At 73.9% G+C, this 20185-nt stretch carries 19 protein-coding genes; 13 read left to right on the top strand and 6 right to left on the bottom strand.

What is annotated here, in order from left to right:
- Positions 1-161 precede the first annotated feature (161 nt).
- Positions 162-1700 (top strand): NCS1 family nucleobase:cation symporter-1, encoded by a 1539-nt coding sequence (locus ASD33_RS22100; protein ID WP_056562986.1) that lies wholly within the window; start codon positions 162-164, stop codon positions 1698-1700.
- On the opposite strand, the gene ASD33_RS22095 is transcribed toward ASD33_RS22100, so the two are convergent.
- The 3 genes from ASD33_RS22095 to ASD33_RS22085 all read right to left on the bottom strand — a co-directional run bounded on the left by ASD33_RS22095 (position 1657) and on the right by ASD33_RS22085 (position 4736).
- Positions 1657-2445 (bottom strand): serine protease, encoded by a 789-nt coding sequence (locus tag ASD33_RS22095; protein ID WP_056562983.1) that lies wholly within the window; start codon positions 2443-2445, stop codon positions 1657-1659. The genes ASD33_RS22100 and ASD33_RS22095 overlap by 44 nt on opposite strands.
- A 180-nt stretch (positions 2446-2625) precedes the next feature.
- A complete protein-coding gene (locus ASD33_RS22090) occupies positions 2626-3510 on the bottom strand; it encodes a hypothetical protein (protein WP_056562980.1) in 885 nt (294 codons plus the stop codon).
- 143 nt (positions 3511-3653) lie between these two features.
- Positions 3654-4736: a biotin/lipoate A/B protein ligase family protein gene (locus ASD33_RS22085; protein WP_056563254.1), complete on the bottom strand. Its 1083-nt coding sequence runs from the start codon at positions 4734-4736 to the stop codon at positions 3654-3656.
- A gap of 96 nt (positions 4737-4832) precedes the next feature.
- On the opposite strand from ASD33_RS22085, the gene ASD33_RS22080 reads away from it, so the two are divergent.
- The 8 genes from ASD33_RS22080 to ASD33_RS22045 all read left to right on the top strand — a co-directional run bounded on the left by ASD33_RS22080 (position 4833) and on the right by ASD33_RS22045 (position 11873).
- On the top strand, positions 4833-5693 hold the full coding sequence (locus ASD33_RS22080; RefSeq protein WP_056562977.1) for an inositol monophosphatase family protein: 861 nt from the start codon (positions 4833-4835) through the stop codon (positions 5691-5693).
- 97 nt (positions 5694-5790) lie between these two features.
- The gene (locus tag ASD33_RS22075) at positions 5791-7203 is read left to right on the top strand and encodes an NAD(P)/FAD-dependent oxidoreductase (protein WP_056563250.1); all 1413 of its coding nucleotides are present in this window, start codon (positions 5791-5793) and stop codon (positions 7201-7203) included.
- Positions 7204-7212: 9 nt separating this feature from the next.
- Positions 7213-7833 (top strand): L-threonylcarbamoyladenylate synthase, encoded by a 621-nt coding sequence (locus ASD33_RS22070; RefSeq protein WP_056562974.1) that lies wholly within the window; start codon positions 7213-7215, stop codon positions 7831-7833.
- Between the two features lie 103 nt (positions 7834-7936).
- Positions 7937-8659, top strand: coding sequence for a DUF4232 domain-containing protein (locus ASD33_RS22065; RefSeq protein ID WP_157870067.1), 723 nt, complete (start codon positions 7937-7939; stop codon positions 8657-8659).
- Between the two features lie 114 nt (positions 8660-8773).
- Complete coding sequence (locus tag ASD33_RS22060) at positions 8774-9571, top strand: metallophosphoesterase (protein ID WP_056563246.1); 798 nt, start codon at positions 8774-8776, stop codon at positions 9569-9571.
- A 76-nt stretch (positions 9572-9647) separates the two neighbouring features.
- Positions 9648-11138 carry a DNA-3-methyladenine glycosylase 2 gene (locus ASD33_RS22055; RefSeq protein WP_056562969.1) on the top strand — a complete coding sequence of 497 codons (1491 nt, stop codon included), beginning with the start codon at positions 9648-9650 and terminating at the stop codon, positions 11136-11138.
- Positions 11139-11144: 6 nt separating this feature from the next.
- Positions 11145-11648 (top strand): methylated-DNA--[protein]-cysteine S-methyltransferase, encoded by a 504-nt coding sequence (locus ASD33_RS22050; protein WP_056562965.1) that lies wholly within the window; start codon positions 11145-11147, stop codon positions 11646-11648.
- Between the two features lie 21 nt (positions 11649-11669).
- On the top strand, positions 11670-11873 hold the full coding sequence (locus tag ASD33_RS22045) for a type II toxin-antitoxin system VapB family antitoxin (RefSeq protein ID WP_056562962.1): 204 nt from the start codon (positions 11670-11672) through the stop codon (positions 11871-11873).
- Positions 11874-11906: 33 nt separating this feature from the next.
- Here the strand turns inward: ASD33_RS22045 and ASD33_RS22040 are convergent, their stop codons facing one another.
- On the bottom strand, positions 11907-12974 hold the full coding sequence (locus tag ASD33_RS22040; RefSeq protein WP_056562958.1) for an ADP-ribosylglycohydrolase family protein: 1068 nt from the start codon (positions 12972-12974) through the stop codon (positions 11907-11909).
- A gap of 58 nt (positions 12975-13032) precedes the next feature.
- The gene (locus ASD33_RS22035; RefSeq protein ID WP_056562955.1) at positions 13033-14724 is read right to left on the bottom strand and encodes a BCCT family transporter; all 1692 of its coding nucleotides are present in this window, start codon (positions 14722-14724) and stop codon (positions 13033-13035) included.
- Positions 14725-14836: 112 nt separating this feature from the next.
- On the opposite strand from ASD33_RS22035, the gene ASD33_RS22030 reads away from it, so the two are divergent.
- Positions 14837-15988 (top strand): glycerate kinase, encoded by a 1152-nt coding sequence (locus ASD33_RS22030; RefSeq protein ID WP_056562953.1) that lies wholly within the window; start codon positions 14837-14839, stop codon positions 15986-15988.
- A 177-nt stretch (positions 15989-16165) separates the two neighbouring features.
- Here the strand turns inward: ASD33_RS22030 and ASD33_RS22025 are convergent, their stop codons facing one another.
- A complete protein-coding gene (locus ASD33_RS22025) occupies positions 16166-17365 on the bottom strand; it encodes a helix-turn-helix domain-containing protein (protein WP_056562949.1) in 1200 nt (399 codons plus the stop codon).
- A 195-nt stretch (positions 17366-17560) separates the two neighbouring features.
- Here ASD33_RS22025 and ASD33_RS22020 point away from each other — a divergent pair, with 195 nt between their 5' ends.
- From ASD33_RS22020 to ASD33_RS22010, 3 genes are all read left to right on the top strand, one after another.
- Entirely contained in the window at positions 17561-18379 is an 819-nt protein-coding gene (locus ASD33_RS22020) for an ABC transporter ATP-binding protein (RefSeq protein ID WP_056562946.1), read from the top strand.
- A gap of 137 nt (positions 18380-18516) precedes the next feature.
- The gene (locus ASD33_RS22015; RefSeq protein WP_056563241.1) at positions 18517-19287 is read left to right on the top strand and encodes an ABC transporter ATP-binding protein; all 771 of its coding nucleotides are present in this window, start codon (positions 18517-18519) and stop codon (positions 19285-19287) included.
- Entirely contained in the window at positions 19284-20174 is an 891-nt protein-coding gene (locus ASD33_RS22010; RefSeq protein ID WP_056562943.1) for a branched-chain amino acid ABC transporter permease, read from the top strand. The genes ASD33_RS22015 and ASD33_RS22010 overlap by 4 nt, the downstream gene beginning before the upstream one ends.
- Positions 20175-20185 lie beyond the last annotated feature (11 nt).

Here is a 20185-nt window from a genome sequence, read left to right as displayed (position 1 = left end):
ATCGCCGCCGCGCGGGTAGAGACATCCCCTGGAACGTGTCCGAAAACCAGCGCTGCCCGGCCGGCCGGGCGGACTTCCGGACACGATCCCCGGCCACTCCGTCCCACCGACCCTGATCGGGCCTCGTTCCGTCCTCCCCGCCGAACGAAGGGTTCCTCCGCATGACGGCGACCGTCCCCCCGGGAAGACCCACCGCCCCCGCCCCCTCCGACGCCCCGGTCGAACTCGCCCCCGGCGCCGCCCCCACCGACCCCCGCTTCGTCAACGACGACCTGCTCCCCGTCCCTGTCGCCCGGCGCCGCTGGACCACCTACAACTTCGCCGCCCTCTGGGTCGGCATGGCGCACAACATCCCGTCCTGGATGCTCGCCTCCGGTCTCGTCGCCCTCGGCATGGACTGGAAGCAGGCCGTCCTCACCATCGCCCTCGCCAATGTCGTCGTCCTGCTGCCGATGCTGCTCACCGGGCACGCCGGACCCAAGTACGGCATCCCGTTCCCCGTCCTCGCCCGCGCCTCCTTCGGCCTGCGCGGGGCGAACCTGCCCGCCCTCGTCCGCGCCGGGGTCGCCTGCGCCTGGTTCGGCATCCAGACCTGGATCGGCGGCCAGGGCATCTTCGTCCTGCTCGACAAGGTCTTCGGCGGTGGCTGGGCGGAGGCCTCCCGGATCGGCGGGCAGCCGTGGACGCTCTGGCTCTGCTTCGTCCTCTTCTGGGCCCTCGAACTCGCCATCATCCACCGGGGGATGGAGACCCTGCGCCGCTTCGAGAACTGGGCCGCGCCCTTCGTCGTCCTCGGCGCGCTCGCCCTCCTCGTATGGATCACCGCCAAGGCCGGCGGCCTCGGGCCGCTGCTCGACCAGCCGTCGAAACTCGGCTGGGGCGCCGACTTCTGGCCGGTCTTCTTCCCCGCCCTCATGGGCATGATCGCCTTCTGGGCGACGCTCAGCCTCAACATCCCCGACTTCACCCGCTTCGGCGCCGGCCAGCGCGCCCAGGTGTGGGGCCAGACCCTCGGCCTCCCCACCACCATGACCCTGTTCGCGCTGCTCTCGGTGCTCGTCACCTCCGGCTCGCAGGCCGTGTACGGGGCTCCCGTCTGGGACCCGGTGGCGCTCGCCGCCCGGACCGACAACGTCTTCGGGCTGCTCTTCGCCCTGGTGACCGTCCTGGTCGCGACCCTCTCGGTAAACCTCGCGGCGAACGTCGTCTCCCCGGCGTACGACCTCGCCAACCTCGCCCCGAAGCTGATCGGATTCCGTACCGGCGCGCTGATCACCGGCGTCGTCGGCGTGCTGATCATGCCGTGGAAGCTGACCGCCACCCCCGAGCTGTACATCTTCACCTGGCTCGGCCTCGTCGGCGGGCTCCTCGGCACGGTCGCCGGCATCCTCATCGCCGACTACTGGCTCGTCCGCCGGACCGTCCTCGACCTCGACGGCCTCTACCGGGCCGACGGCCCCTACTGGTACCGGGGCGGCTGGAACCCGGTGGCCGTGCTCGCCTTCGTGGTCGGCGGCGTCCTCGCGGTCGGCGGCTCGCACTCGGCGCCCGGCACCGGGCCCTTCCCCGAGGACGGCCTCATCCCCTTCCTCGAACCCCTCGCCGACTACGGCTGGGCCGTGGGGCTCGCCGCCTCGCTGCTCCTCTACACCGCGCTCATGAGGCGCGGGGGAGCCCGGTCGTCCGCTCGATCCAGCTGACGTAGGACCGGACACGGGTGTTCACGGCGGGGGTGGCGGTCGCGCACTCCTTGCCGTAGGACACCAGACCGACGACGTACGGCCGCCCCCCGACCGCGCGGACCAGGGGGCCGCCGGAGTCGTACTGACAGGTGTCGCGCCCGGGGGAGTACGTACAGATCTGCGTGGGGGCGACCTGCGCCATCCCCCGGCTCGCGCACTCCCGGTTGCTCATCGTCCCGAGCGCCACGGTCCGCAGCACGTCGGAGGTGCGGCCGCCGAAGGAGGTGGTGCCCCAGCCGGGGGCCTCGACCTGGGTGCGGTCGAAGGTGCCCGGGGCGTACGCGGCGGGCAGCGCGACCGGGCGCACGTCACGGTTGAGCGCGACCGGTTCGGACAGCCGGACCAGGGCGATGTCGTCGCGCTGGGTCTCCGGGTCGTACCCCGGGTGCGTGACGAACCGGTCCGGGGTCACCAGGACCGCGTGCGGGCTGTCGTCCCCGGTGGTCAGGTCGTGGTCGCCGAGGAGCACGCCCACCCGCGTGGTGTCGCTGTACGACCCCGTCAGACAGTGGGCGGCGGTCAGCACCCAGCGGTCGCCGATCAGTGCGCCCCCGCACATCACCCGTCGCTCCAGGACGTCCACGAGCCCCGCCATGAAGGGGTACTGGTGGGGCCGCGCCTCCTGACCCCCGACGACGGCCTGGGCCGGCGGCGCCACCCCGAGGGGGCACACCGCCAGTACGGCGCCCGCGACCGTCGCCATGAGCTTCCTCGCCCGTCCCACCTGATCTCCGTACCGTCGACTTCGTGATTCCCGGGCCGGGAGAGTGCGGAGACGTTTCAGCAGGTCCCTCGCACGCCGTTCCGGCCCGCGAGGGCTCAACGACGGGAGACGGATACGGTCACCCGATCAGGGGGCCGGACCTACGAGGGGGTGACGCGATCAGGCCTCGGCGTCGGGGGCCCAGCCGGGTACGTGCGCGGCCGCGGCCGCGTCCCAGGCGGGGGCGCCGCCCGGGAACGGCCAGGCCCGGGTGAGATCGGGGGAGTGGACGACGGCCCGGAGCTCGGAGGCCAGCCTCCGGCTCTCGTTCGCGATCCGCAGCGCGGCGAGCGGGCCGTCGAGCGCGGCGACCCGCTTCTCGTACTCGATCACCGGGCGCTCGGCGAAGAGCGCCACCCACGCGGCGTCGACGGCCCGTGAGAGGACCAGCACCTCCGGCCTGCCGCCCTCCGCGAGCGCCGCCGTCAGCCGGTCGTGACCGTCGAGCACCACGGGGGAGTTGAGACCGCTGATCCACCAGAGGAACACCGGCGGGAGCACGCCCTCCCGGTACTGACGGCGGTACGCCTTCACCCGGGGCGCCTCCGGGTGCGACAGCGCCCGCAGCGGCAGCAGATCGCGCGCGTCCTCCACCGGGTCGCCGTAGCCGAACCAGGTCAGATGGCCCCGGTCGGGGTCATGGGCCAGGAGCTTGGGCCAGTTGCCGTCCATGAACCACCGGTGGGCGTCCGGGGCGAGCAGCCACCCGCCCGTGTGGAGCGGTCCGTCGGCCGCCGTCCGGAGCTCCACCTCCGCGTACGCGGCCCAGCGCTCCGACCACTCCGCCGACCCCGGCGCCGCGAACTCCGCGACGGCACGCGCCCGTTCGGCCCGGAGCGGGGGCAGTGGGGAGGCGTACCGGCCCGTGCGCGCGTAGTGCAGCCCGCGGTGCGTGACCCGCTGCCGGGCGAAGAGCACGGGAACCGCGCCCTGCAGCAGCACGAGCCGGCGCCCGTCGGCGCTCTCCATCCGCAGACCGGGCTTCACCGGCGCCTCGACACGCATACGGCCACCCTACGCAGCACGGACGCGGGGTTCGGGGGCGGCGGTTTCGGCACCCGGATTCGGTATCCGGCTTCGGCATCCGTCGTACGACGACCCCGGCACCCGCATGCTCCTGGCGCCCCCACCCCCCGGCCTCCGCCCGCCTACGGCACCCGCCCCGTCCACTCCGTCGTGCCGAACTTCGACTCCGCCAGTACCTTCGCCCGCGTCAGTTCGTCCTCCGTGACATGGCCCTCCGACAGGCCGTACCGGCCCCGGAACGAGGCGATCATCCGGTCGATGACCGCCTCGCGCGGCAGGCCGGTCTGGCGGCGCAGCGGGTCCACGCGCTTCTTCGCGCTCTTCGTGCCCTTGTCGGAGAGCTTCTCGCGGCCGATGCGGAGCACCTCCGTCATCTTGTCCGCGTCGATGTCGTACGCCATCGTCACGTGGTGCAGGACCGCGCCCTGCCCCGTCACCATCCGCTTCTGCGCCGCGCCCGCGATCTTGCCCGCCTCCGTGGCGATGTCGTTGAGCGGCTGGTACCAGGCCCTTACGCCCATGTCACCGAGCGCGCCGAGCACCCAGTCGTCGAGGTAGGCGTAACTGTCGGTGAACGAGAGCCCCTGCACCAGGGCGTCGGGCACGGACAGCGAGTACGTGATCGTGTTGCCCGGTTCGATGAACATCGCCCCGCCGCCGCTGATCCGGCGCACCACCTGGATGCCGTGCCGCTCGGCGGCCTCCGGGTCGACCTCGTTGCGCAGGGACTGGAAGCTGCCGATGACCACGGCGGGGGCGCCCCACTCCCAGACCCGCAGGGTCGGCGGCCGGGTGCCGGCGGCCACCTCGGCCGTGATGACCTCGTCGAGCGCCATGTGCAGGGCGGGGGACTGCGGCGGCTCGTGGATCAGCTGCCAGTCGTAGTCGGTCCAGTCGGTGGCGTGGGCCAGGGCGCGGCGGACCGCGACCCCGACGCCCTCCGCGGTCAGCCCGAACATCTGCGTGCCCGGCGGCAGCGCCGCGTCGATCCGGGCCGCGAGCCCGGTCGCGTCGGTGTCGACCGGTGCGCCCTCCAGGGCGCGGTCGATCGACAGGATCGCCTCGTCGGGTTCGAGGAAGAAGTCCCCGGCGACCCGGACGTTCCGCAGGACGCCGTCCTCGGCGTCGAGGTCGACGACCACCAGCTTTCCGCCGGGGACCTTGTACTCGCCGTGGTACGCGCCGTGCACGGACCCTCCCTGCATGTAAGGGGTGAACTCGGCCAAAGGGTACTCCTCGGGGAAACGGCGGATGACGAGTGCGCCTGTCCGGCCGTCAGTCCCGCGTGCTTAGCTGGACGCATGATCGATGACTTCCTTGAGCACGTCCTCGGCGGCCGTACGACCGAGGTGGAGGAGGCGGTCCGCAAGGCGGCCGCCGCCGAGATCATGCCGCGCTTCCGGCAGCTCGCCGCGGAGGAGATAGTCGAGAAGGACGGGCCGCACGACCTGGTCACCGTCGCCGACCGGGCTGCCGAGGCCCATCTCACCGCCTCCCTGACCGCGCTGCTGCCCGGTTCCGTGGTCGTCGGCGAGGAAGCCGTCCATGCCGACCCCGCTCTCTACGAGGCGCTGCGCGGCGACGCCCCCGTGTGGATCGTGGACCCCGTCGACGGCACCCGCCAGTTCGTCCACGGCGACCCCGGCTTCTGCACCCTCGTCGCGCTCGCCCGGCACGGCGAACTCCTCGCCTCCTGGACCTTCGCGCCCGCCCTCGACGAGTTCGCCGTGGCCGTACGCGGCCGGGGCGCCACCCTCAACGGGCAGCCGCTGCACGCCGGTTCGCCCGCGCCCGGCGCCGTCCTGGAGGTCGCCACCTCGCACCCCGACTACACCACCCCGGACCAGAAGCGCGCCCTGCTCGGCCTGGTCACCGAGGGCGTCGCGCCCCGGCCCTGCGGCTCCGCCGGCCTCGAGTACCTGGCCGTCGCCCGGGGCGCGATCGACGCCACCGCCTTCTCCTGGGAGTACGCCTGGGACCACGCGGCCGGACTCCTCCTCGTCGCCGAGGCCGGCGGCGCGCAGACGACGGTCGCCGGTGAGCCGTTCCGCATCACCGGCGGGAACGCGCTGCCGTTCACGGCGGCGAGGGACGCGGCGACCGCCGAACGCGTCCGGACGCTGCTCGTCGGCGATGAGACCCCCGGGGAGGCGAGTTCCTGACGCGGCGACTCCCGGGGGCCCCTGGGGCCCGCGTCACCAGCGGCCTATCCTGGGAGCCCTGGCCATCGGCTGACGAAGGAGTCCGAAGGTGTCGAAGGTGACGTCGATGCTCGATGCCGTCGTCGTGGGGGCCGGGCCGAACGGACTGACCGCCGCCGTCGAACTGGCCCGCAGGGGCTTCTCCGTGGCCGTCTTCGAGGCCAGGTCCACCGTCGGCGGCGGCGCCAGGACCGAGGAACTCACCCTCCCCGGCTTCCGCCACGACCCCTGCTCGGCCGTGCACCCCCTCGGCATCGGGTCGCCCGTCTTCAGGACGATGCCGCTGGAGCGGTACGGACTGGACTGGCTCCACCCCGAACTGCCCATGGCCCACCCCTGGGACGACGGGACCGCGGCCGTCCTCGCCCGCTCCGTCGCCGAGACCGCCGCCTCCTTCGGGCCGCGCGACGCGGGCGCGTACCGCAGACTCGTCGCCCCCTTCCTCGGTCGCTGGGACACCCTCGCCCGGGACTTCATGCAGCTGCCGCTCACCGCGCTGCCCCGCGACCCCGTCACCCTCGCCCGCTTCGGCCTCGCCGGACTGCCGCCGTCCACCTGGCTGACGCGCCGCTTCCGGGACGAGAAGGCCCGCGCGCTGTTCGCCGGACTCGTCGGCCATGTCATCGCCCCGCTCGACGGTTTCGCCACCGGCGCCGTCGGCCTGGTCTTCGCGCTCGCCGCCCACGCCAACGGCTGGCCGATGCCCCGGGGCGGCTCCCAGTCCATCTCCGACGCCCTCACCGCCTACCTCAAGGACCTCGGCGGCGCCGTCCACACCGACTACGAGGTCAAGCGGCTCGACGACCTGCCCCCGGCCCGCGCCTACGTCTTCGACACCTCACCGACCGCCCTCGCGCGGATCGCGGGCTTCGGCGGCCACTACGACCACTACAGGTACGGCGCGAGCGCCTTCAAGATCGACTACGCGCTCGACGGACCCGTACCGTGGACCGCCGAGGAAGCCCGGCGCGCCGGAACCGTCCAGGTCGGCCCCACCGCCGGGGAGATCGGCACCGCCCTGCGCCAGGCCTCCTCCGGCACCGCCCCCGACGCCCCCTTCCTCATCACCGCGCAGCCCAGCCTCGTCGACCCGGGCCGCGCCCCCGAGGGCAAGCACGTGTTCTGGGCGTACGGCCATGTGCCGAACGGCTGGACCGGCGACCTCACCGAGGCGATCGAGCGTCAGATCGAGCGCTTCGCCCCCGGCTTCCGCGACCGCGTCCTGGCCCGCGCCACCGCCGGACCCCCCGAACTCGCCGCCCGCAACGCCAACTACGTCGGCGGCGACATCGCCTGCGGCGCCGCCCGTGGCCTCCAGCTCCTGCTGCGCCCCACCCTCTCGCTCCGGCCCTACGCCACCCCGCACCCGGCGGTCTTCCTCTGCTCCTCCGCGACCCCGCCCGGACCCGGCGTGCACGGCATGTCCGGCCACAACGCGGCGAAGGCGGTCTGGCGCCGACTGCGAAAATAGACTGTCCCCATGGCGAAGTACTTCGACGTGCACCCCGACAACCCCCAGTCGCGCACCATCGCAGCGGTGGCCGACAGCATCCGGAACGGGGCGCTCGTCGCGTACCCGACGGATTCCTGTTACGCGCTCGGCAGCCGCCTCGGCAGCCGGGACGGCATCAGCCGCATCCGGGCGATCCGCGACCTCGACGACCGGCATCACTTCACGCTCATGTGCCAGAACTTCGCCCAGCTGGGCCAGCTCGTGCACATCGACAACGACGTCTTCCGCGCGGTCAAGGCGGCGACCCCCGGCCCCTACACCTTCATCCTGCCCGCGACGAAGGAGGTGCCGCGCCAGCTCCTCCACCCCAAGAAGAAGACGGTCGGCGTCCGCATCCCCGACCACGTCGTCACCCAGGCGCTGCTGGCCGAACTCGGTGAGCCGCTGCTCTCCAGCACCCTCCTGCTGCCCGACGAGAGCGAACCGCTCACCCAGGGCTGGGAGATCAAGGAGCGGCTCGACCACCAGGTCGACGCGGTGGTCGATTCCGGCGACTGCGGAACCGAACCCACCACTGTCGTCGACTTCTCCAGCGGTGATCCCGAGATCCTGCGCCGCGGGGCCGGGGACACCACGCGGTTCGAGTAGTCCGGCGCGCCGGTGCGACCGACCGCGTGACGGCATGTGATCGTATGCCGACAAGTGATCTTGTGCCGTGGGAACGCGGCACAGCAACGGGGGAGTTCCAGCCTTGCGTGGTCTTCGTGTTCCGGTCCTTTCCACCGCCGCGCTCGTGTGCGGCCTCGCCCTGACGGGCTGCTCCGGCGCCTCGTCGGGCGGGTCGGCGAGCGGCGGTTCGGCCGCACCCGGCGCGTCCTCGGCCCCGGCGCCGTCCGCCTCCTCGTCCGCCGCGACCACCGGCGGTACGTCGGGCGGTTCGACCTCGGGCGGTTCCACCGGCGGTACGACGTCCGGCGGGGCGTCCGGTGGTTCCTCCGGTGGTACGGAGAGCCCGGGCGCCGGGACGGGTTCCGGTTCGGGCGCCTCCGGGGCGGCGAAGCGCTGCACCACCGCCGGCCTCGGCTTCGCCGTCGCGCCCGGCAGCGGCGCCCAGGCCGTCGGCGAGCAGGGCGGGGTCGTCATCGCCCTGACCAACAAGAGCGGCGCCACCTGCGTGCTCAACGGCTACCCGGGCGTCGACCTGGTCGGCGACCTCACCTGGTCGCTCACCCGGCAGACCTCCCAGAAGCCCCGGCAGGTCACCCTGGCGCCGGGGGCCGCGACCAGCTTCACCATCACCTACCTGTCCTACGACCCGGAGTCCAACAGCACCGAGTTCAAGCCGAAGAAGATCGTCATCACCCCGCCCGGCGAGACCCACTCGACCACGCTGACCTGGGACTACTCCTCGGTCCTGCTCCAGGACGCGGCCACCCGCCCCGGCACGTACGTCGGCCCGGTGGGCGGCCAGTAGGACCCCGGCGGGGGCCGGGCCACCCGTCGCCGACCGGCCCTTACCGCACGGACCGTGATCACCGTACGGTCGGACGAGCACCCGCTCGCGCGCACCGACGGAGGACCGAGTCACGTGATCGTCATCGCCCATGTCAGCGACATCCATGTCGACGGGGAACCGCGCAGCGTCGACCGGACCCGCGCGGTCCTGCGCCACCTGGAGGAGCTGCCGTACGACCTGGCGGCCGTCCTCGTCACCGGGGACCTCGCCGACCACGGCACCCCGCAGGAGTACGCGGTCGTCCGGGAGCTGCTGCGCTCCCGGCATCCGCTGCTCGCCTGCCCCGGGAACCACGACGAGCGGGCCGCCTTCCGGGCGGCCCTCCTCGCCCCGGCCACCACGGCGGAGGCCGGGGACCCGGCCGGTCCCGCAGCCCCGTCCGACCCCGCCGCCCCCGTCAACCAGGTGCTCCGCGGCGAGGGCTTCGTGATCGCCCTCTGCGACTCCTCGGTCCCAGGCAAGGACGAGGGCTTCCTGGAGGACGCGACGCTCGCGTGGCTGGACGGGGTCCTCGCCGACACCCCGCACGAGGTCCCCGTCCTCGTCGCCTTCCACCACCCGCCCGTCCCCCTGCACACCCCCTACGTGGACGGCATCCGGCAGTTCGGCGAGGAGCGGCTCGCCGCGCTCGCCGACCGCCACCCCCACCTCACCGCCTTCCTCGCGGGCCACGCCCACACGGCCGCCGCCACCACCTTCGCCGGCCGCCCGCTGCTCGTCGCCCCGGGCGTCGTCTCCTCCCTCCGGCTCCCCTGGGAGCACCCGGGCGCGAACCCGCACGTCCACCTGGACCAGCCGCCCGCGCTCGCCTTCCACGTCCTCGGCGAGGACGGCCGGCTCACCACCCACTACCGGACGGTCACCGGCTGACCCGCCCCGGCCGGGGACGGACGTCCATGTCGTTTTCTCGCCAGCCCGAGGGCCGTCCGTCCCCGATCCTTGAACCATGCACACCGACACCGAGCGCTGCGTACGGGCCGTCCAGTCGAAGGACGCCCGCTTCGACGGCGTGTTCTTCACCGCCGTCCGCACCACCCGGATCTACTGCCGACCCAGCTGCCCGGTCGTCCCGCCGAAGCCCGAGAACATGGAGTTCCACCCGAGTGCGGCGTCCTGCCAGCGCGCCGGATTCCGGGCCTGCAAGCGGTGCCGCCCCGACACGAGCCCCGGTTCGCCCGAGTGGAACGTCCGCGCCGACGCCGTCGCCCGCGCCGTACGCCTCATCCAGGACGGGGTCGTGGACCGGGAGGGCGTCCCCGGGCTGGCCCGGCGGCTCGGCTGGTCCACCCGCCAGATCGAACGCCAACTGCTCGCGGAACTCGGCGCCGGCCCCCTCGCCCTGGCCCGCGCGCAGCGTGCCCAGACCGCCCGGGTCCTCATCGAGACGACGCCCATGCCCCTCGGCGAGGTCGCCTTCGCGGCCGGCTTCTCCTCCATCCGCACCTTCAACGACACCGTCCGCGAGGTCTTCGCCCTGACCCCCGGCGAACTCCGCGCCCGCGCCGCCCGCCGGACCACCGGTGCCGCGACCGCCACCACCCCCGGGGTGATCAGCCTGCGGCTGCCGTTCCGCGCCCCGCTCGAACCCTCCAACCTCTTCGGCCACCTCGCCGCGACCGCCGTCCCCGGTGTGGAGGAGTGGCGGGACGGCGCCTACCGGCGGACCCTGAGCCTCCCCTACGGGCACGGCATCGTCGCCCTCGTGCCCCGCGCCGACCACATCGCCTGCCGGCTCTCCCTCACCGACCCGCGCGACCTCACCCAGGCGATCAGCCGCTGCCGCCGCCTCCTCGATCTCGACGCCGACCCCGTGGCCGTCGACGACCGGCTGCGCGCCGACCCGCTGCTCGCGACGATCGTGGACACGGCGCCCGGCCGGCGGGTGCCCGGAACCGTCGACCCCGCCGAGTTCGCCGTACGGGCGGTCCTCGGCCAGCAGGTGTCCACCGCCGCCGCCCGCACCCACGCCGCCCGGCTCGTCACCGCGCACGGCACCCCCGTCGACGACCCCGAGGGCGGCCTCACCCATCTCTTCCCCGGCCCCGAGGCGCTCGCCGCCCTCGACCCCGAGACCCTCGCCCTGCCCCGCAGCCGCCGCACCACCCTCCTCACCCTGGTCCGCGCCCTCGCCGACGGCTCCCTCTCCCTCGGCCCCGCCGAGGACCGCGAGGAGACCCGCGCCCGGCTGCTCGCCCTGCCCGGATTCGGCCCCTGGACCACAGAGATCATCGCCATGCGGGCCCTCGGCGACCCCGACGCCTTCCTCCCCGGCGACCTCGGCGTCCGCCGCGCCGCGGAGGGCCTGGGCCTGCCCGGCACCCCGGCCGCCCTCACCGCCCGCGCCGCGCACTGGCGCCCCTGGCGCGCCTACGCCGTCCAGTACCTGTGGGCGACCGACGACCACCCGATCAACCTGCTGCCCAGCGAAGGACACTGAACCGCCATGCCCCCCACCGTCCGGCACACCGTCGTGGACAGTCCGTACGAACCGCTGACCCTCGTCGCCGTCGACGGCGTCCTCAGCCGGGTCCACATGACCGGTCAGCGGCACCGCCCGCCCGAGGAGACCTTCGGCGAGCCAGACCCGCGCCCCTTCGGGGAGGCGATCCGCCAGCTCGACGCCTACTTCGCCGGCGAACTCACCGTGTTCGACCTGCCGTTGCACCTGATCGGCACCGCATTCCAGCTGCGCGTCTGGGAGCAGCTCCTCCGCATCCCGTACGGGGAGACCCGGACGTACGGCGAACTCGCCGAGGAACTCGGCAACCCCGGCGCCTCCCGGGCCGTGGGCCTCGCCAACGGCAAGAACCCCGTCGGCATCATCGTCCCCTGCCACCGGGTGGTCGGCGCGGGCGGCGGCCTCACCGGCTACGGCGGCGGCCTCGACCGCAAGCAGCGCCTGCTCGCCTTCGAATCGGGTACGAGGGAACCGGACGCCCTGTTCTGAGCCGGGTGCTAGGTTCGCGCCATGGCCAAGGTCAACATCGGTCTCGACGCCGAACTCGTCGTGGAAGTCATGGTTCTGGCCGGCATCGGCAACCCCCAGGACGCCGTCGAGGCGGTCGTCCGCGACTACATCGCCCGGGGGCACCGCACCGAGGCCCGGGCCGTCAGCCGGGACGAGGCGGAGCGCACCGGCGGGGTCCTCCCGCCGGAGCCCCCGCAGGGCTGACGGCGCGGCACGGGGACGGAGCGAGCCGTCCGCTCACTCCGTCCGCTCGACCAACCGCACGGTCCGTTCCGCGAGTTCGCCGATCCGGATGCCGTCGAAGCCGAGGACGGCGCTGCTCACCCGGTCCCGCAGCGGCTCCGACCACCGGGGCGGGATCGCCGCCGCACCGCACATCACCCCCGCCACCGAACCGGCCGTCGCGCCGTTGGAGTCGGTGTCCAGACCGCCCCGCACGGTCAGCGCGATCGTGCGGGTGAAGTCCCCCTCCCCGTACAGGAGTCCGGCGGTCAGCACGGCCGCGTTGGGGACGACGTGGATCCAGCCGAGCCCCGCCGTCCGCTCCGCCTGGGTGGTGAGCGTGGTCGGCCAGTCGAGCCCCGCCTCGTACAGCGCCGCCGTGTCCCGTACGGTCCTGGCGAGCCGGCTGCCCGCCGGGATCCCCTCCAGGGACGTCTCCAGGGCCGACCCGACGTCCGGCGCGGTGAAGGCCGCCGCGATCAGGGCCGCCGCCCACATCGCCCCGTACACCCCGTTCCCGGTGTGCGAGAGGACCGCGTCCCGCCGGGCCAGCGAGGCGGCCCGGCGCGGATCACCCGGACACGTCCAGCCGTACGCGTCCGCGCGGATCAGCGCGCCGATCCACTCCTGGTGCGGATTGTCGTACGTGGCCGTCAGCGGCGGCCGCAGCCCGGCGACGAGGTTCCGGTAGGCGGCCCGCTCGGCCGTGAAGGTCTGGAGGTACGGGAGCCGCAGCAGCCACTCCCGGCCCGCCTGCTCGGCCGTGAAGCCCGAGCCGTACGTCTCCAGGAGGTGCAGCCCCAGGATCGACCAGTCGATGTCGTCGTCCCGGCAGCTGCCGTCGATCCCGCCGCGCACGCACCGCTCCCACTCGGGCCGCAGCTCGAAGCCCTCGGCGCCGGGCGGCGGGGGAGGAAGGTAGTCCGTCAGCGGGAGGGCGTCGGTCAGCCGCAGGTACGCGTCGATGCGCTCCCGGGTCCAGTGCTCGCCCTGCTCCACGGGCTTGCCCAGCATGTTCCCGGCGATCCGGCCCGTCCAGCCGCCCAGGATCCGGTCGGCGAGTTCCGCGTGCGTGAGGCGCATACCTCCGGTGTACCGAAGGGGGGCGTGGAGCGCGCGGCGAGGAGGCGGGGTGTGAGGCTCAGAGCCCGTCCTCCGGCGGCTGGAAGTCCGTGCGGGCCTTCGCCGCCCTGCGGAGCCGCTGGTGGCGGTCGGTGCCCTGCTCGGTCATCGCCTCTCCGACCAGTGTCCGCACCGCGTCGCGCAGGCCGTGCAGCGCGTGGTGCCGGGCCGGGCCCGCGCCCGGGTCCTCCCGCAGTTCCTTCAGGAGGGCGAAGCACAGCAGCAGCATCACGAGGACGAACGGCAGCGCCACGAGGATCGTCGCGGTCTGGAGCGAGTTCAGCCCGCCCACCACCAGCAGCACCGCCGCCACCGCGGCCATCAGGACGCCCCAGGTGACCACGAGCCAGGTCGGCGGGTGCAGCGAGCCGCGGCTCGTCAGCGACCCCATGACCAGCGACGCCGAGTCCGCGCTCGTGACGAAGTACGTCATGACGAGCAGCATCGCGATGACCGAGGTGACCGTGCCGATCGGCAGCGCCTCCAGCATGGCGAACAGCGACGCCTCCGCCCCGTCCTCGACGGCCGTGGCGAGGTCCGCCGCGCCCGTGGACTCCAGCCGGATCGCCGTGCCGCCCATCACGCAGAACCAGATCACCGTCGCCCCGGACGGTACGAGCAGCACGCCCATCAGGAACTCCCGGATGGTCCTGCCGCGCGAGATCCGGGCGATGAAGGTGCCGACGAACGGCGCCCAGGACAGCCACCACGCCCAGTAGAAGATCGTCCACGTGCCCAGCCAGTCACGGTCGGTGAACGCGCCGGTGCGGCTGGCCATCGGGAGCAGCTGGTCCAGGTAGCCGCCGACGGAGGCGGGGATGGTGTCCAGGATGTAGACGGTCGGGCCGAGCAGGAACACGAACAGCATCAGACAGGCCGCGAGGACGATGTTGAGCGTCGAGAGCCACTTCACGCCCTTGTGGAGCCCGGAGAACGCCGAGAGCACGAAGGCCGCCGACAGCGCCACGATGATGATCAGCTGGGTGGCGGTCGAGTTCTCCACGTCCATCGTCAGGTTCAGGCCCTCGGCGACCTGGAGGGCGCCGAGTCCCAGACTCGTCGCCGTGCCGAACACCGTCGCGAAGACCGCGAGCAGGTCGATCGCCTTGCCCGGCCAGGAATCCGCCCGCCGCGCCCCCATCAACGGGACGAACGCGGAGCTCAGGCGGTTGCCGCGGCCCTTGCGGAAGCCCGCGTACGCGAGCGCGAGCCCGGCGATGCCGTAGATCGCCCACGGGGTCAGTGTCCAGTGGAAGAACGAGTACTCCATCGCCGTGAGCGCGGCGGCGCCGGTGCCCGCCGGAGCGCCGCTGGCCGGGGGAGGGCTCAGATAGTGCTGGAGCGGCTCCCCGACTCCGTAGAACATCAGACCGATGCCCATGCCGGCGCTGAACATCATCGCGATCCACGCCAGATTGGTGAACTCGGGCTCCGAGTCGTCCGGGCCCAGCCTGATCCGGCCGAACCGGCTCAGGGCGATGGCCACGCACAGCACCAGGAACGCGTCCGCGGCGACCACGAACAGCCACGCGAAATTGGCCAGGACCCACTGCAGGGCCGTGGACGAGGCGCTGTCGAAGGAGTCCTCACCCAGGGCGGCCCAGGCGACGACGGCGACGACGGCCGCTACGCCGATCCCGATGACCTTGCCGTCGGGCGTGTGCTGGTCGGGCGGGTCCACCGGTGCCCGTTCCATCGGTTCCGTACTCATGTGACCCCACTATGGTGCGAAATATCGGCCGATCCGGGGGTGGCACGCCGTCCGGCGGTACGGATAGGGTCGGCCTCGGCGCGACTGCACGTTCGAAAGCAAGGGATGCAAGGTGACGGACGGAGCAGCAACTCAGGTCGCTCACGTGCTGGTGGCGGCCGACAAGTTCAAGGGCTCGCTCACGGCCGTGCAGGTCGCGGAGCGGGTCACAGCAGGACTGCGACGGGTCGTCCCGGAGCTGACGGTGGAGACCCTGCCCGTCGCGGACGGCGGCGACGGCACCGTCGCGGCGGCCGTCGCGGCCGGTTTCGAACGGCACGAGGTGCGGGTGACGGGGCCGGTCGGCGAACCGGTCACCGCGGCGTTCGCGCTGCGCGGCACCACCGCCGTCGTCGAGATGGCGGAGGCCTCGGGCCTCCAGCTCCTCCCGGCGGGTGTGTTCGCGCCGCTCACCGCCACCACGTACGGCTCCGGCGAGCTGCTCCGCGCGGCCCTGGACGCCGGTGCGACCACCCTCGTCTTCGGCGTCGGCGGCAGCGCCACCACCGACGGCGGCGCCGGCATGCTCGCCGCGCTCGGAGCCCGGCTCCTCGACGCGGACGGTGAGCCCGTGGGCCCCGGCGGCGCGGCCCTCGCGGGTCTCGCCACCGCCGACCTCAGCGGCCTCGACCCCCGCTTCGAGACGGTCGACCTGATCCTCGCCAGCGACGTCGACAACCCGCTCACCGGCCCCAAGGGCGCCCCCGCCGTCTACGGACCGCAGAAGGGCGCCACCCCGGACGACGTCCGCACCCTGGACGCGGCCCTCGCGCACTTCGCCACCGTCCTGGAGAAGGCGGTCGGCCCCAGGGCGGCCGAGGCGGCGCTCGCCCCGGGCGCGGGCGGCGCGGGCGGCATCGGCTACGGCGCGCTCATCCTCGGCGCGAGCTTCCGGCCCGGCATCGAACTGATGCTGGACGTCCTCGGCTTCGCCCCCGCCCTGGAGCGCGCGACCCTCGTCATCACCGGCGAGGGCTCGCTCGACGAGCAGACCCTCCACGGCAAGGCCCCGGCGGGCGTCGCCGCGGCGGCCCGCGCCGCCGGCAAGGAGGTCGTGGCGGTCTGCGGCCGCCTGGCCCTCCCGCCGGAGGCCCTGGGCACGGCCGGCATCCGCCGCGCGTACGCCCTCTCGGCCCTGGAACCCGACCCGGCCACCTCGATGGCAAACGCGGGCCCGCTCCTGGAGGACGTCGCGGCGAACATCGCACGGGACTTCCTGGCGTAGGGCCCGCGGCGCGGAAGGACCGGGGGCGGGCGCTCCGAAACGGGAGAGGCCCCGGCCCCCGGGCCTTCAGACCTCCGGTCTCCGGCCCCCGGGCCTCTCACCCCAGCCCCCAGCAGGGTTTCGGGAAGGGGCGGGGCCGGGGAGTCGAACCGCCCCCACGTGCCCGCCCCCGCCCCCTCACCCCGACGCCGTCAGGCGAAACGCGTCCAGTGCCAGTGTCATCTCCGTCAGGTCCCGCGGCCGGGACAGCGACCGGGACGTCAGTTGTTCCAGGCGCCGCAGCCGGTTGAAGACCGTGTTCCGGTGGCAGTACAGCCGCCCCGCCGCCCGCCCCGCGGAACCCTCGCACTCCAGCCACGCGTCCAGCGTCTCGAGCAGCACCGCCCGGTCCGCCGGGTCCAGTTCCAGCAGGCCCCCCAGCACGTCCGACACCAGCAGGCTCGCCATCTCCGGCTGGCCCACCACCAGCGCGCCCGCCATCCGCCGGTCCAGGCGGACGATCTCCCGGCTGCCCGCCGGACACGTCCGCAGCGCCAGCTCCGCGAGCCGCCGTGCCCGGCCCAGCTCCGTCAGCCCCACCACCACCGGACTGATCCCGCCGGGCCCCGGGCACCGGCCGTCGAGCAGCTCCGACAGCGCGTCAAGACCCGTGCCCCCGGCGAGCGCCACCACCCCCAGCTCACAGTCCGCGCCCATCCGCCACAGGAACCGCACCCCCTCGCCCTGCACCTGCCGGTGGAACGGCTCCCGCTCCTCCCGCCGGTCGTAACGCAGCACCACCACCGCGTACCGCCCCTGCTCCAGCAGATCCAGCCCCGCCGCGGCCCGCGCCACCAGCTCGGGCTGACGCTGCCCCTGGAGCAGCGCGTCCAGGAGCGCCTGCAACTGTTCGTCCGTACGGCGCCGCAGTTCGAGCTCCGCCGACCGGTACGCCTCCGACGCCGTGTCCGCCTGCGCGTCCACCGCCGACCACACCGTCGTCGCCGACTGCATCAGCGCCGCCAACTGCGCCGCATCGGTCCCCGCGTCCTCGATCAGCGCGTCCCACACCAGGTGCCCGGCATGCCGGTACGCGTGCACGACCAGTTCGAGCGGCATGCCCTGCGCGGCCCGCCGCCGGCCCATCTCGTCCGCGTGCTCCAGGTCCCGCCGGGGCGAGTTCCGGGGCGCCGAGATCATCTCGATCCCGATCCGCATCGCGTCCCTGGCCTCCTGCCAGTGCTGGTCGTACGGGATGATCCGCCCGTACGCGGGCTCGTACGCGTGCAGTTCCCGCAGATGCTCGTCCACCAGCTCCGGCACCCGCTCCAGCAGCGCCGTGCACGCCAGCGCGAGCACCTTCCAGTCGTCCCCGGTCCGCCTTCTGCGCCGTCCCATGCCGGGAGGATCCACCGCCCCGGCCCGCCCGCACAGCCCTGACGCGCAGCGTTGTGCGCATGCACAGCCCTCCGGCGCGCCCGCTGGTCACCGGCAGCGATTCGGCCGCGGGCCGTGGACGCGCGGTCCGGCGCGGTGCTGGGGTGAGCGCCACTGAACGGCCGGGCGGCAACGGCGGCCGGGGAAAGGGGAACCATGGGAGGTACCGCACCCGCCCTCCAGGTGACGGAACTGACGGTCGGATACGGACCGGTACGCGCGCTGCGGCGGGTGTCGCTGACCGTACCGGCCGGCGCCGTCGTCACCGTCCTGGGAGCCAACGGAGCCGGCAAGTCCACGCTGCTGCGCGCCGTCTCGCGGACCCTGCGCTTCCACGGCGGCGCCGTGGTCGCGGGCACGGTGAGCCGGGACGGCCGGCCGCTCGACGGGCTGCCGCCCGACCGGGTCGTCGCCGCAGGCGTCTCACAGGTGCCCGAAGGCCGGCAGGTCTTCGCCCGGATGACGGTCGAGGACAACCTGCGCGCCGGCGCCCTCGGCCGGCGCGGCGGGCGTACGGCGAAGGCCGGCGCGCTCCGCCGGGTCCACGAACTCTTCCCCGTCCTCGCGGACCGCGCCCGCCAGCCCGCCGGTCTGCTCTCCGGCGGCGAACAGCAGATGCTCGCCGTAGGCCGCGCCCTGATGGCCGCGCCAGGCCTGCTCCTCCTGGACGAACCGTCCCTGGGCCTCGCACCGCTGATGGCGGCCCGGATCGCGGACGCGATCCGCGAGATCAACGCCCAGGGCACGGCGGTGCTCCTCGTCGAACAGAACGCGGCGCTCGCCCTGCGCCTCGCCACCCGCGCGTACGTCCTGGAGGTCGGCGAGGTCACCCTCTCCGGACCCGCCGCCGAGCTCGCCGCGTCGGACGAGGTGCGCCGCCGCTATCTCGGCGTGGTCGACGAGACCGCCGCCGCCGACGCGGCACGGGCCCGCACCACGCACCCGGCCCTGTCCCGCTGGGAGGACCCCCGATGACGACACCACCGAACCCGCGGACACCGCCGGACCGGCCGACACCGCCGGACCGGCCGACACCACCGAATCCGCCCGGCCCGCAGTCCGGCACCGGGACCCCGTCCCTCCCCGGGACCTCTTCCCTCCCCGCCCCCGACATCCCCGCCCTGGAAGTCCGCGGTCTCACCATCCGCTTCGCCGGCCTCACCGCCCTCGACGATGTCGGCTTCACCGTCCGCCCCGGCACCGTGCACGCCCTCATCGGACCCAACGGCGCCGGAAAGTCCACCTGCTTCAACGTCCTCTCCGGCGTCTACCGCGCCACCGAGGGCTCCGTCCGGCTCGGCCCGCACGAGCTGACGGCCCTGCCCCCGCACCGGATCGCCGCCCTCGGCGTCGGCCGGATCTTCCAGAACCTGGCCCTGCCGCCCCGCGCCACCGTCGAGGACAGCCTGATGCTCGGCCGCCACCGCCTCACCCGTACCGGCTTCGTCGCCGCCGGGCTCCGTCTCCCCTCCGCCGCCCGCGAGGAGGCGCGCCACCGCGCCAGGGTCCGGGAGATCGCCGCCTTCGTCGGTCTGGAGCGGCAGCTCGACCGGCCCGCGGGCTCCCTTCCGTACGGGCAGCAGAAGCTCGCCGAACTGGCGCGGGCCCTCTGCACGGAGCCGAGGCTCCTGCTGCTCGACGAGCCCGTCGCGGGGATGACCGCCGACGAGCGGCGCCGTACCGCCGCGGTCGTCGCGGGCGTCCGCGACAGCCTCGGCATCTCGGTCCTCCTCGTCGAGCACGACATGGGCCTGGTGATGCGGCTCGCCGACTCCGTCACGGTCCTCGACTTCGGCCGCCGGATCGCGGACGGCGCCCCCGCCGACGTCCAGAACGACCCCGCGGTCGTCCGCGCCTACCTCGGAGAGGAGTCCGCCGCGTGAGCACCTTCGCCGAGTTCCTGATCAACGGCGTCTCACTGGGCTCGATCTACGCCCTCATCGCCCTCGGCTTCGTGGTCATCTTCCGCGCCACCGAGGTCGTCAACTTCGCCCACGCCTCGCTCCTCCTGGCCGGCGGCTACGTCACCGCCGTGCTCCACGACGACATCGGCTTCTGGCCCGCCCTGCTCGCGGGCATCGCGGGCGCCGCGCTGGTCGGCGCGGCCGTGGAGTTCCTGGTGATGCGCCGGCACCGGGGCGGCGACCACAGCGTCCTCGCCATCGTCACCATAGGCGTCGACATCCTGCTCGCCACCGAGCTGACCCGCCGGATCGGCACCGACATCCTCGCCCTCGGCGACCCGTGGGGCGACGCCGTCGTCACCTTCGGCCCGGTCACGATCGCGCAGACCAGGATCGCCGCCCTGCTCGCCGCGGCGCTGCTCATCACCGCCTTCCTGCTCGCCTTCCGGTACACCTCCTGGGGCGTCGCCATGCGGGCCGCCGCCGAGAGCCAGGAGACGGCCGCCCTGATGGGCATCCGGCTCGGCCGGGTCTCGCTCGGTGCCTGGGCGGTCGCCGGGGCGCTCGCCGCCGTCGCCGCGCTCTTCCTCACCGTCTTCCCGACCCCCGGCCTGGAGCGGGCCACCTCGCTCGCCGCGCTCAAGGCCTTCCCGGCCGCCATCCTCGGCGGCCTCGACTCCACCACGGGCGCCCTCGTCGGCGGTCTCCTCGTCGGGGTCACCGAGTCCCTGGCCACCGGCTACCAGAGCGATCTGGCGTTCCTCGGCCGGGGGATCGGCGACCTGGCCCCGTACCTCGTCATGGTCGCGGTGCTCCTGATCCGCCCGGCCGGACTCTTCGGCACCAAGGAGCTCGCCCGTGTCTGAGAGCCTCGCCC

The organism is Streptomyces sp. Root1304 (genome assembly GCF_001426405.1).
GTDB lineage: Bacteria > Actinomycetota > Actinomycetes > Streptomycetales > Streptomycetaceae > Streptomyces.
Note: the sequence above shows the minus strand (reverse complement) of the source record. Positions and strands in the feature narration are given on the sequence as shown.